The following is a 12,538-nucleotide window of genomic DNA, read 5'->3' as shown; positions in this document are numbered from 1 at the left end:
AGTGCCAAGGACGGGAACCTGCCGGCGGGGGCGTGCGCGCCGGTGCCACGACCTGCACAGCGAGTTGCCCGAGGCGTGGCCGGCGGTCGCCGGCGACGGTGTGTTCGGCGGGAGTCAGGGTCGCGCGGACGAGGCCGGCACGACGCTCAGCATGGTGTCGGGTCGGACGCCGATCAGTCTCCGCCCGCGCTCCCGCGACACGGCACCGGGACGGTCACCACCACACCTGGACGATCGAGACCGAGACTGCCGGTTTCACGCAAAGCCCGCCGACCCGCACCGGCCGACGGGCCTGTGGCGCCCGGTGGGCGCCCCGGATTCACGGGCCGCAGTAGAGCAGACGGTTCGGGGTGCCGGTGACGACGCCGGTGACGACTCCGGCGGTCGACCGGCCGACCAGGTAGCTGGCGACCTGGGCCGGGGTCCAGCCCGGGTTGGCCGACAGGGCCAGCGCGGCGCAGCCGGCCACGTGGGCCGAGGCCGCCGAGCCGCCGCTGATCGTGGCGGTCGCGGCGTCGCCGGTGTGCCACGTGGACGGAATGTTCGCCCCCGGGGCGAACAGGTCGATGCAGGCACCGTAGTTGCCGTTCGGCATCCGGGCGTCGGTGGACGAGGTGCCCACCACGGTCAGCGCGGCCGGCACCCGGCCGGGCGAGTTGTTGCAGGCGTTCCCGCCCGAGCTGCCCCCGGCGGTGACGTAGGTGATCCCTCGATTGATCGAGTTGGTCACCGCCGTGTCCAGGGCGGTGGTGGCCGGGCCGCCGATGGCCAGCTCCACCACCGCAGGCCGGAGGGCGTTCGCCGTGATCCAGTCGATTCCGGCGATCACCGTGGCGGTGGTGCCGCTGCCGGTGCAGTTGAGCACCCGGACCGGGTGGATCCGGACCTCCTTGGCCACCCCGTAGCGGGTGCCGCCGATCGTGCCGGCCAGGTGGGTGCCGTGGCCGTTGCAGTCGTCTGCGGGAAGGGCGCCGTCGACGAGGTCGATCCCGCCGCTGACCCGGCCGGCGAAGTCCGTGTGGGTGGCCCGGACGCCGGTGTCGGCGACGTACACGTGCACGTTGTGCGCGGTGTTCGGGTAGGCGTACCGGCCGTCGAGCGGCAGGTTCCGCTGGTCGATCCGGTCCAGTCCCCACGACGGCGGGTTGATCTGCACGCCGGGGCCGATCAGCGGCGTGACCTGGTTCTGTTCCACGTATGCCACCGCGGGGTCGGCCGCGAGGCGGCGGGCGGCCCGCTCCGTGAGCCGTACCTCGAATCCGGCCACGGCGCTGCGGTAGACGTGGCCGACGGTGCCCCCGTAGCGGGCCCGCAGCCGGTCGGCGGCCTCGGTGACCTCGGCGGCCGTGTCCGCCCCCACCGACGCGCGGACCGGGGCCTCCCGGAGCACGACGAGGTAGCTGCCCGGCACGGCGTCGGCGGTGCCGGCGTGGCGGATGGTTCCCTCGGTGGCAGTCCCGGCGGCTGCCTGTCCGCCCGGGAGCACTGCGGCGCTCAGGGCGGTCGCCAGGGCGAAGGCGAGCACCCGACCCCGCACGCGTGAACTGGTCATTCTTCTCCTCACCGGATGGGACCGGCCCCGGGTGGGATCGCCTCGGAGCCGGTGGGACGACGGTGCTGATCAGAAGGTGGGCGCCAGGTGCGGCAGGCGCTTCGGCGAACCCGTTCCCGGGCTGGCGATCACGCCGATCGTGGCTCGGCTGACCAGGTACGAGTGTACTGATCGAAGCAGGTCTATGGTAGGCGCTGAGTGGCCGGGCGACTGCGCGTTTCGGCAGTCGGAGGCGCGGACGTGCGCCACTCGACGAGCGAGACCGTGGTCACATCGTCCACCGCACCTGCTCGTCTCCACCCCGAACGACGCACGCAACCGGGAAGGAAACGGACCAAGGACGCCCTCCTGCCGGATGAGGCGTACGGTTGCCATGTCGCCCGGGTCCCCGGTGGCCCCGCCAGTTCCGCCGCCGCCAACCCCTGACGGGCAGTGAGCAACGCCCAGCTCCGTCGCGACAGCGACCACCCTGACCGGTGGCCCCTCGGTCAACCTGGAGATTCGTGGGCCCACCGAGCCGGGCCCACCGCCTTCCACACCGCTGCCCCCTCCGAGCCGGGAGGGGGCCACGGCCGTACCCACGGTTCAACAAAGGGAGCGAAGACGATGAGGATCGCACGGAACCGGATTGTCGACGCCCTCCGTGGGCGGGACCAGCACGCCAGAGCCGACTGGGTCGAGCGTGAGCTGCCGGAGTGGGTGGACCCCGCCAAGCACACCGGGCTGCTCTCGACGTTGCGTCTCGATCCGGCCGATCTCGCCGAGGCGTCATCCCCGTGAGGGTCGCCCTGCTCGGGCCGGTGGCGTGGCGGACACCGCCGCACCACTACGGCCCCTGGGAGCAGGTGACGGGCCTGCTGGCCGAAGGGCTGACCACCCGCGGGGTGGACGTGACACTCTTCGCGACGCTGGACTCGGTCACCTCTGCCACCCTCGACGGCGTCTGCCCGCGGGGGTACGCCGACGAGCCGTCGATGGACGGGCGGGTGTGGGAGGCGATGCACGTCTCGCACGCGTTCGCCCGCTCGGCGGAGTTCGACCTGGTGCACAACCACCTCGACTGGCTGCCGCTGGCCTTCGCCGAGCACTGCCGCGCCCCGCTGCTCACCACCGTCCACGGCTTCTCCGGCGCCGGCATCCTGCCCGCGTACGCCAAGGCCCGGTCGTTCTACGTGTCGATCTCCGACGCTGACCGGGTCGCCGGGCTCGACTACGTCGCCACGGTGCACCACGGCGTGGACATGACCGGGCTGCCGTTCACCCCGGAGGCCGGCCCCGGCCTGGTCGCCTTCGGGCGGATCCACCCCGACAAGGGCACCCACACCGCCATCGAGATCGCCCGGCTCGCCGGCCGGCCCCTGACGATCTGCGGCATCGTGCAGGACGAGCGGTACTTCACCGAACTGGTGGCACCGCACATCGACGGCGAGCGGGTCATCTTCCTCGGCTCGGTGGGCCCCCGACGGCGCGCCGAGATCCTGGGCGCCAGCGCCGCCCTGTTGCACCCGATCGCCTTCGACGAGCCGTTCGGCCTGTCGGTGGTGGAGTCGATGGCGTGCGGCACGCCGGTCGTCGCGTACGCGCGCGGGTCCATGCCGGAAGTCGTCGACGAGGGGGTGACCGGCCTGCTCGTGAACACCGTCGAGCAGGCCGTCGACGCCGTCGCCACGGTCGCGAAGATCGATCGGGCCGGGTGCCGGGAGCGGGCGCGGCAGCGCTTCGACGCGGACCGGATGGTCGACGACTACCTCGCGGTCTACGACGACCTCATCGGCCGTCCACAGCGCTGAACCCGCTGAACGACCGACGACCCCTGACGAACCGGACCCCGCACCCGCGGCGGCCCGGACCCGGGCCCCTTCCGCCGGCCACCCACGACGTCCGCGTGCGCTGTCACCCGCGCGGGGCACGCCTCCTGTTCCTCGGGCGGCGGCCCACAACCGAAAGGCCCAAGCCATGCCCAGCTACGGTTTCCTCAGCACCCACCCACCGACCCGGTGCGGACTGGCCAGCTTCAACTCTCTCCTGGCCGCACACCTGACCGCCGGCGGCACCCGCGGGGGAGTCGTCCGGCTCACCGGCAGGGGTGACGACCAGCGTGCCCTGCCCGACGTCGTGCACACCTGGGCGGCGGACGCCCCGGCGGGCTGGCGGGAGGCCGCCGCCGCCCTGAACGCCTTCGACGTGGCGATTGTCCAGCACGAGTACGGGATCTACCCCGGCGCCGACGGCCGGGAGGTTCTGCCGCTGCTGCGCCAGCTCACCGTGCCGAGCATCGTGGTCCTGCACACCGTGCTCAGCAACCCCACCGCCGGGCAGAAGTCCCTGCTGGAGCAGGTCGTCGCCGAGGCCGGGGCAGTTGTCACGATGACCGAAACGGCCCGCGACCGGCTTCTCGTCGGTTACCGCGTGGAACCGGCGAAGGTCACGGTCATCCCGCACGGCGCCGACGACCACGCCGGCCTTTCCGCCCCCCGCCGTACCCGTCCGCACCTGCTCACCTGGGGGCTGCTCGGCCCCGGCAAGGGCATCGAGTGGTCGTTGCGGGCCCTCGCCCGGTTGCAGGACCTCGACCCGACCCCCACCTTCACCGTCGCCGGCCGGACCCACCCGAAGGTGATCGAGCACCATGGGGAGGCGTACCGGGCGGGACTGCACCAGCTCGGTGCGCAGCTGGGTGTCGCGCACACCGTGGACTACCAGTCGGAGTACCACGACCCGGCCGCGCTCGGCGCGCTGATCCGCTCCGCCGACGTGGTCCTGCTGCCGTACGACTCCCGTGAGCAGGTCACCTCCGGGGTCCTCGTCGAAGCGGTGGCCGCCGGGGTTCCCGTCGTGGCCACGCCGTTCCCGCACGCCGTCGAGTTGCTCACCCAGGGGCCCGGCCTGCTCGTACCCCATGGCAATCCGGTGGCGCTGGCCAAGGCGATCCGGCGGATCCTGACCGAGCCCGGCCTGGCAGCCCGGCTGGCCGGCCGCGTCCGGCCGGCGGCCGCGGAGCTGCGCTGGCCGGCCGTGGCGGCCCGGTACGACGCCCTCGCGGAACGGCTCACCACCGCCCGCCCGCCGGTGGTCAGCGCGGCGGCGGCGTGACCCTGACCGGAGGCCGTCCCGCCACGAGGGCCGGCAGCCCGCCGCCCGACCGCCGCCTGAGCGTGCCCGAGCCGAGCTTCGCTCATCTTGCCCGGTTGAGCGACGACACCGGCCTGTTCGAACACGCCCGGCACGCCATCGTCCGCCGGGAACACGGCTACTGCACCGACGACGTCGCCCGGGGTCTGCTCGTCACGAGCCGGGAGCCGGAGCCGACCGGCGCGGTGCTCCGGCTCGCGGAGTGCTACCTCGCCTTCCTGACCCACGCGCAGGACCCCCGCGGCGCCTTCCACAACCGGCTCGGCCACGACCGGCGCTGGGCCGACCGGCCCGGGCTCGGCGACTGGTGGGGACGGGCCCTGTGGGGCCTGGGTACCGCCGCCGCCCGCAGTCCCGCAGCCTGGATCCGGGAGGAGGCGCTCGTCGCCTTCAGCGCGGGTGCCGTGCGGCGCAGCCCCGCCCCGCACGCGATGGCCTTCGCCGGGCTCGGCGCCGCCGAGGTGCTGCGCCGTCACCCCACCCACGCCGCCGCGGCCGCGCTGCTGGCCGACGCGGCCGCCACGGTCGGCACCCCGCCGGCGGAGCCGGGATGGCCCTGGCCCCAGCCGCGCCTGACCTACGCCAGCGCGGCCCTCGCGGAGGTCGTCATCGCCGCCAGCCAACTACGCCACGACGGCCCCCTGCTCGACGGCGGCCTCCGGATGCTGGCCTGGCTGCGCGACGTCCAACTGCGCGACGGGCGGCTGTCGGTCGTACCGGCCGCCGGCTGGGGGCGTGGTGCGGCGCGGCTCCGCCACGACCAGCAGCCGATCGAGGTCGCCGCCTTCGCCGACGCCTGCGCCACGGCAGGCTCGGTCACCGGCGACCCGGTCTGGGACGTCGGGGTGCGGCAGGCCGTCGGCTGGTTCCTCGGCGACAACGACGTCGGCACGCCGATGTGGGATCCGGCCACCGGCGGCGGATACGACGGGTTGACCCCGCACGGACCCAACCTCAACCAGGGTGCCGAGTCCACCCTCGCGCTGATCTCCACCCTGCAGCACGCGCGGCGGTGGTCGTGACCCCGAACCTGGCCGTCCGGCAGAACCTCACCCTGAGTCCGGACCCGAGCCGGGTCGTCGTCAAGCTCTTCGTGCCCGGCGAGGACGCCGCTGTGGCCCGTACCCGCGCGCAGGCGCTCATCGACCGCATCGCCCGCCTCGACGACGAGGAGACCGGCCGGCTGCTGCGGGACACCCTCCACCGATTCGGTGGCCGGCACCGGGACCTGGCCGGCACGTTCCAGCACCACTACGACCTCGTCCGGCACCGGGCCCCCCGGGCCCGGGACCTTTCCCCCACCACCCGTCTCCTGGTCGGCGCCTACTTCAGCCACGAGTCCGCGGTCGAGTCCGCCGCGCTGTGCAACCCGTCGATGGTGGTCCACCCCGACCAGGACGGCCTGGAACCGGGACAGCTGCGGGTCGCGATCAGCCTGCGCCAGATCGGCGAGGGACACCTGTCCTCGATCGGCTTCGCCAGCGCCGTGCTCGGACCCGACGACCGGCTCGTCGTCGTCGGTCGCCCCGGCCCGCTCGTCGTCGGGCAGCAGGTCGCCGTACGGCGCCGCCGGGACCTGCTCGCCGCCGGACTGGCCGAGGACGACTGTGACAACGAGGTCTCCGCCACCGTGCTGGACTCCCTGCCCGAACGCTACGACGAGGCCACCTTCGAGCGGACCCTCGCCGGTCTCCCGCCCGACCTGCTCTCCCGCGGCAGCGCGCCCGGCATCGTCGAACAACTGCGACGCACCAACGCCGCCAGCTACGCCGTGGCCTTCCCCGCCGAGACCAGCCTGCATCAACGGGTGCTCTGGCCGGCCACCCCGGCGGAGAGCAACGGCATGGAGGACGCCCGGTTCGTCAGGTTCGTCGACGAGTCCGGGCCGGTGTACCGGGCCACCTACACCGCCTACGACGGCCGGCGCATCGCCACCCGGGCACTGGCCAGCCGCGACCTGCGGCGCTTCGAGATCACCCCGATGCGCGGCCCGGGTGCCCGCAACAAGGGTGTCGCGCTGTTCCCCCGTACCGTCGGCGGCCGACACCTCGCCCTGTGCCGTGCCGACGGCGAGACCATCGGGCTGACCTGCCTGGACGGCGACAACCGGTGGCAGGCGCCGGTGCAGCTGCACGCCCCCGGCCGCAGCTGGGAGCTGATCCAGGTCGGCAACTGCGGATCACCCATCGAGACCGACGCCGGGTGGCTCGTGCTCACCCACGGCGTCGGCCCGATGCGCCGGTACGCCATCGGCGCACTCCTGCTCGACCTGGACCGACCGGAACGGGTCGTCGCCGAGCTCCCCGGCGCGCTCCTGGCACCGGACGAGGCCGAACGCGACGGGTATGTGCCCAACGTCGTCTACTCCTGCGGTGGGCTCATCCACTCCGGCCTGCTGTGGCTGCCGTACGGGGCCAGCGACGCCCGGGTCGGTTTCGCCACCGTGCCGGTGGCCGCGCTCATCGCGGCGATGGTCGAACTCCCACCACCGCCCGACGGATGGCGGGGGAGTTCCGCTCCGCGGCCGCCCGGAGGCGGCACCCACCCGTAGTGGCCGCAGCGGCTGCGACGTCCGCCTACGGGGTACGCGACCCGACGTCGCGCAGGTGGCGCAGTGCCTCCGCCCAGGAGCGGCCCAGGGTGGTTTCGTGGTAGGCGATGTCGTGTTCGGCGCAGAAGCGCATGATCAACGGCCGGGCGCGGCGCAGGTTGGGGCACGGCATGCTCGGGAACAGGTGATGCTCGATCTGGTAGTTCAGGCCGCCGAGCAGGGTGTCGAGGAACGCCCCGCCGCGGACGTTGCGGGAGGTGAGGACCTGCCGCCGCAGGTAGTCGAGGTTGTCCTCGGCGCCGAGGATCGGCATGCCCTTGTGGTTCGGGGCGAAGGAGCAGCCGAGGTACAGGCCGAGCACGCCCTGGTTGACGAGGACGAATGCGACCGCCTGCGCCGGGCTCAGGACCACGAAGACGGCGGCGAGGTAGCCGCCGAGGTGCAGGGCCAGCAGCCCGGCTTCGACGGGTCGACGCGCGATGCGGCGCCCGCCGAGGACCGCCCGGACGCTGGCGGCGTGCAGGTGCAGGCCCTCCAGCAGGAGCAGCGGGAAGAACAGGTACGCCTGGTGCCGGACGAGCAGTGCGCCGAGGCCGCGCCGGCGCCGGGCCTGGCCGGTGGTGAAGGACAGGGCCGCCAAGGTGATGTCGGGATCTTTGCCCTCGGTGTTCGGGTGGGCGTGGTGCCGGTTGTGCTTGTCCACCCACCAGCCGTAGCTGATCCCGGTCAGGAGGTTTCCGAGCACGAGGCCGATCAGGTCGTTCACCCGGCGCGAGTGGGCTATCTGCCGGTGCCCGGCGTCGTGGCCGACGAAACCGGCCTGCGCGAGAACCACCGCGAGGGCCGCCGCGACGCCCAGTTGCCACCACGATTCACCCAGCCAGCCGAACAGCGCCCACAACCCGGCGAAGCAACCGACGACGAGACCGATGCGTACCGCGTAGTAGCCTCGCCGCCGGTCGAGTAGACCCTCCGCGCGAACCTGCCGGGACAGGTCGGCGTAGTCGCTGCCCCGCTGACGGTCGGTGTCAAGGCTGGTGTCGCTCATGATGGCTGCTCCCGCTGGTCCCTGTCCGCCGGCCGGCTCAGCGGCGTCGGCCCGACCGACCGGTCAGGCGGGCCACCAACTGTTGAAGCTTCTGCTGAGTGCCGGGTTTGGCCGCCTGGTGGCGGCCACGCCGCATCAAATCACGCCCTCTGGGGCTGTTGAGCAGATCCTTGATCCGTCGGCTCATCGATCCCGATGTCACGGTGTGCCCCCTCCCGGCCCTTCACCAGCTGATTCTCGTGCCTCCGCACCTCCAGTGTCGTCCGATCGGTGAGCCGGCCAGGGCGGTTTGGGCTTTGTTGCGCGACCGGGACGGGTTCAGCGCGCGACGGCCGCCACGCTGGCGGCCACCAGGTCCGCGACGCGGTCGAACTCGCCGGCCGCGATCGCCGCACGGGGCACCATCCAGCTACCGCCCACGGCGAGGACCGACGGCAGCGCGAGGTATTCGGCGGCCGAGTCGGCGTCGATGCCGCCGGTCGGCACGAAGGAGACCTGACGGAACGGCGCGGACAGGGCGGACACCGCCGCGGCCCCGCCGGAGCTGCCGGCGGGGAAGAACTTGAGCACCGTGACCCCCGCTTCGATGGCCGTCATGACCTCCGTCGCGGTGCTCGCGCCCGGCAGCACGAAGATCCCGTGCTCCTGGCACCGGCGGACGACGGCCGCGCTGAACCCGGGCGACACGACGAACCGCGCACCGGCCCGCACCGCCGCGTCCACCTGGTCGGGGGTGGTGACCGTGCCCGCGCCGACCGTGACGCCGCCGTGGGCGGCCATCCGGGCGATCGCCTCGGCCGCCGCCGGGGTGCGGAAGGTGACCTCGGCGATCGGCAGGCCCCCGGTCGCCAGCGCGTCGGCCAGCGGTTCGGCCGACGCGGCGTCGTCGAGGACGACGACCGGAACCAGGCGGTGCGTTCGCAGCAACTCAGGCGTGTTCATGGTTTCCTCCTGGGGGTTCGGCGGTGGTCAGGTGCACCGGGACGTCGGCCCGGCCGGTGACACCGAACTGGGCTAGAACGGCGACGCCGAGAACGGTCGCCTCGGGCTCGTCCACGAATCTCAGTCGGCGGCGGGTGGCCTCCTGGCGCAACCGGCGCCACGTCTGCCAGCCGGCGGCCACCCCTCCGACGGTGACGTCGGCGATCTCGACGGCGCTGAGCCGGCCCAGCCGCGCGGTCGTCGCCTCGGCCTCCACCGCGAGTCCCTTCAACAGGCTGGCCATCGCGTGAGCGCGGGTGACGTCCATCGGCATGGCGGCCAGTCGGGCGCGACGCACGTCGGCCTCGACCACCGCCGGGTCGACCTGGTCGACGACGCGGGCCAGTTCCTCCCACATCGTCGCGTCGGGGACGCCGGTGTAGAGCATGTCGTGCCAGGCCTGGTAGTACCGGCCGGACGGGGTGGCGCGGTGCACGAAACGCAGGCCGCCCGCCACGAAGATCCCCGTGTCGAGGCCCGGTCCGACCCTGTCGGGCAGTTCGTCGACCAGCAGCACCTGCGCCTCCGAGGTGCCGACCGACACGTAGACGTCGCCGGCGGTACGGACGCCGGTGCCGAAGGCGCCGCACATGTGGTCGTGGCCGCCGGCGACCACGGGGACACCCGCCGGCAGCACGCCGCCGCCCGACGTACGACCCACCACGGTGGCGCTGTCGACCAGGTCGGGCAGCGCCGGCGTGGCCACACCGAGGTCCGGCAGCACGTCCGTACGCAGCAGGCCCGCGCGGATGTCGAGCAGCCCGGTACGCGAGGCGTGCGAGACGTTGAGGAACACCGGGGCCGTCCGGTCGGCGAGCAGGTCCCGGGCGACGAAGTCGGCGAGCGAGGTGAAGGTGCGCGCCGCCGCCAGCTCGTCGGGCAGGTGCTCCGCCAGCCAGCGCAGCTTGAACACCGAGAAGGTCTCGTCCGTGCCGGCCCAGCCGCTGTCACCGCCCAGGGCCGCCTTGGCCTGCTGGCCGTGCCCGGCGAACCAGGCGAGCACCGGCGCGGTGACGGTGCCGTCGGCGGAGAGCAGGACGACCTCCTCCCCGACCGACCCGACGCTGATCCCGGCGAGGTCGTCGGGCCGTACCGCCGGGTCGGCCAGCAGCTTCGCCAGCAGGTCACCGACGGCCGCCGCGAGTCGCGTGGCGTCCCGCCGGCCGCCCCACGGGTCGGGGTCGACGACGGTGGGCGCGTGCCGGAGCGCGACGAGCCGGCCCGCGTCGGTGTCGTAACAACCGACCTTCGTCCGCGTGGTGCCGATGTCCACGCCGATGAACTGACTCATCCGTGGGCCGCCCATCCGGCCGTCCCCCTGGTCACCGTCACCCTGTCCCGCAGCCGCCCGACCAGCGCCGGGTCGACGTCGGGTGCGAGCGAGGCTGCATTCGCGGCCCCCATCGCCGAGGCCAGGGTCAGGGCCGCCGCCGGGCTCTCGCCCCGGCCGAGGGCGACCGCGAGGCCGGCCAGGAACGAGTCACCGGAGCCGGTCGCGTTGACCGTCTCGACCGTCGGCGTGTCCACCGCCAGGTCGTCGGCGCCGTCGGTCCAGACCGCCCCGTCGGTGCCGAGGGTCACCACGAAGGTGGCGCCGGTCTGCGCGTGCAGCTCGCGTACGGCGGCCGTGGTGGCGGCCCGGTCCGGCAGCGGCCGGCCCAGCACGCCGGCCAGTTCCTCCGCGTTGGGTTTGACCACGAGCCGACCCGCGGGCCGGGTGCTCCGGGCGTCGTCGACGACCCGGGCGAGGGGCTCGCCGTGCGCGTCGACGAGCGCTGTCGCCCCCCGGGCGAGCGCCAGCCGGGCGACCCGGGCGTGCAGGTCGGTGGCGCAGCCCGGCGGCAGACTGCCCGTGGAGACCACGACGTCCCCAGGGCGCACCGTCGCGTCGAGTCCGGCGAACAGTTCTTCCTGTTCACCGGCGGTGACCTGCGGGCCGCGCTCGTTGAGCACCGTCGAGCGACCGGTGCTCCGGTCGATGACGACCGGCGTCACCCTGGTCTCACCGGCGATCCCGACGTGCCGGTCGAGCACGCCGAGGTCGACGCAGCCGTCACGGATCACCTGGCCGACGGCGCCACCGGCGAAGCCGTACGCCGCGACGCCCGCGCCGAGGCGACGGGCGCCCCGACAGACGATCAGGCCCTTGCCGCCGGCCAGAGCGCGTACCTCGACCACCCGGTTGACCTCGAACGGCCGGAACCGTTCCACCACCTGGAGCCGGTCGAGGGCCGGGTTGGGGCACACGACGTGCAGCGTGAACGCCGGCATCGGGCTACTCGGATTCGATCTGGTAGAGGGCGTAGAGCTCCTCGTCGCTCGCGCCCAGCACCTCGTCCTCGCGCTCGCGGAACGTCCGCACGGTGTCGCGCACCATCTCGTCGAGCCGCTCGGGCTGCGGCGGCAGGTTCATCGCGGCGTAAGGGTTGCCGCCGGCGCCGAGCGGCTCCGCCGAGCAGTAGTTGTCGCCACGCTGGAAGCCGATGGCGTACAGCGCCATGAGCACCACGTCGAGGTCGAGCAGGCCGTGGCCGAGCGCGTGGCGGTTGCTGTCCGCCAGGTGCAGGTTGATCATGCGGTCGCCGTGGTCGAGGATCGTGGCGCCGATGTGCCGCTCGCCGCTGAGCATGTGGTAGAGATCGCCGTTGATGTGCGCGATCGCCGGGTGGTCCACCAGGTCGAGCAGCCGAAGGGCCTGCGCGAAGGTGTGCACCACGCTGGTCTCCTCGGGCCGGATGGGCTCGACCGCGCCCCGGATGCCGGCGGCGGCGAAGTCGTCGGCCACGAGCCGCATCGTCTGCGCGGAACGCTCCAGCTCGTAGGAGTCCTGGACCGTGGGCCGGCCGACCGAACCGGCGCCGAAGAGCAGGTACGAGCCGCCGACCGCCTGGGTGAACGTCGCCTGGCGGCGGAAGTACTCGATGGCGCGGGCCCGCACGTGTGGCAGGTTGTGGGCGAATTCCTGGTCGGGGGTGACCATGCCGCAGACGCCGGAGACGGTGATGCCGTGCTCGCCGAGCACCCGCAGCGTCTCGTCGGGCCGGTAGCCGAGGTCGGGGGAGTAGAGGTTGCCGTGCAGCTCGATGTAGCGCACGTCGTTCTTCTCCAGCCGCGCCGCGGTCGCGGCCAGCTCCTCGGTGCCGAACCCCCAGTTGCTCCAGCCGAACTTCAGCCGCGGCTCCGTCGGGGTGTGCTCCCGACGGGCCTCGACGAACGCGCGGACGACCCGTTGGTCGTGGAGGCGGAAGGGTTGAGGCTTCATGGTGCGGGTCCT

11 protein-coding genes are annotated in these 12,538 nt (G+C 73.4%); 5 read left to right on the top strand and 6 right to left on the bottom strand.

Annotated features, from left to right (window positions below; all coding sequences use genetic code 11):
- Positions 1-319: 319 nt before the first annotated feature.
- Complete coding sequence (locus OG559_RS29945; protein ID WP_405110154.1) at positions 320-1,552, bottom strand: S8 family peptidase; 1,233 nt, start codon at positions 1,550-1,552, stop codon at positions 320-322.
- A gap of 606 nt (positions 1,553-2,158) precedes the next feature.
- Between OG559_RS29945 and OG559_RS29940 the strand changes: the two genes are divergently transcribed.
- From OG559_RS29940 to OG559_RS29920, 5 genes are all read left to right on the top strand, one after another.
- Positions 2,159-2,332, top strand: a complete 174-nt coding sequence (locus OG559_RS29940; RefSeq protein WP_405110151.1) for a hypothetical protein — start codon at positions 2,159-2,161, stop codon at positions 2,330-2,332.
- Positions 2,329-3,342 (top strand): glycosyltransferase family 4 protein, encoded by a 1,014-nt coding sequence (locus OG559_RS29935; protein WP_405110148.1) that lies wholly within the window; start codon positions 2,329-2,331, stop codon positions 3,340-3,342. Before OG559_RS29940 ends, OG559_RS29935 begins: the two co-directional genes overlap by 4 nt.
- Before the next feature lie 166 nt (positions 3,343-3,508).
- The gene (locus OG559_RS29930; RefSeq protein WP_405110145.1) at positions 3,509-4,645 is read left to right on the top strand and encodes a glycosyltransferase; all 1,137 of its coding nucleotides are present in this window, start codon (positions 3,509-3,511) and stop codon (positions 4,643-4,645) included.
- The gene (locus tag OG559_RS29925; protein ID WP_405110143.1) at positions 4,642-5,706 is read left to right on the top strand and encodes a glycosyltransferase; all 1,065 of its coding nucleotides are present in this window, start codon (positions 4,642-4,644) and stop codon (positions 5,704-5,706) included. Before OG559_RS29930 ends, OG559_RS29925 begins: the two co-directional genes overlap by 4 nt.
- Complete coding sequence (locus OG559_RS29920; RefSeq protein ID WP_405110140.1) at positions 5,703-7,235, top strand: glycoside hydrolase family 130 protein; 1,533 nt, start codon at positions 5,703-5,705, stop codon at positions 7,233-7,235. The genes OG559_RS29925 and OG559_RS29920 overlap by 4 nt, the downstream gene beginning before the upstream one ends.
- A 25-nt stretch (positions 7,236-7,260) precedes the next feature.
- On the opposite strand, the gene OG559_RS29915 is transcribed toward OG559_RS29920, so the two are convergent.
- The 5 genes from OG559_RS29915 to OG559_RS29895 form a co-directional block, all read right to left on the bottom strand.
- Positions 7,261-8,283: a fatty acid desaturase family protein gene (locus OG559_RS29915; RefSeq protein WP_405110137.1), complete on the bottom strand. Its 1,023-nt coding sequence runs from the start codon at positions 8,281-8,283 to the stop codon at positions 7,261-7,263.
- A gap of 318 nt (positions 8,284-8,601) precedes the next feature.
- The gene (locus OG559_RS29910) at positions 8,602-9,225 is read right to left on the bottom strand and encodes a bifunctional 4-hydroxy-2-oxoglutarate aldolase/2-dehydro-3-deoxy-phosphogluconate aldolase (RefSeq protein WP_405110134.1); all 624 of its coding nucleotides are present in this window, start codon (positions 9,223-9,225) and stop codon (positions 8,602-8,604) included.
- Positions 9,212-10,555, bottom strand: a complete 1,344-nt coding sequence (locus tag OG559_RS29905) for an L-fuculokinase (protein WP_405110131.1) — start codon at positions 10,553-10,555, stop codon at positions 9,212-9,214. The genes OG559_RS29910 and OG559_RS29905 overlap by 14 nt, the downstream gene beginning before the upstream one ends.
- Positions 10,552-11,535, bottom strand: coding sequence for a 1-phosphofructokinase family hexose kinase (locus OG559_RS29900; RefSeq protein ID WP_405110128.1), 984 nt, complete (start codon positions 11,533-11,535; stop codon positions 10,552-10,554). Before OG559_RS29900 ends, OG559_RS29905 begins: the two co-directional genes overlap by 4 nt.
- Before the next feature lie 4 nt (positions 11,536-11,539).
- Positions 11,540-12,526: a sugar phosphate isomerase/epimerase family protein gene (locus OG559_RS29895; RefSeq protein ID WP_405110125.1), complete on the bottom strand. Its 987-nt coding sequence runs from the start codon at positions 12,524-12,526 to the stop codon at positions 11,540-11,542.
- Positions 12,527-12,538: the final 12 nt, after the last annotated feature.

The organism is Micromonospora sp. NBC_01405 (assembly GCF_045040155.1).
Classification (GTDB): Bacteria; Actinomycetota; Actinomycetes; order Mycobacteriales; family Micromonosporaceae; genus Micromonospora.
Note: the sequence above shows the minus strand (reverse complement) of the source record. Positions and strands in the feature narration are given on the sequence as shown.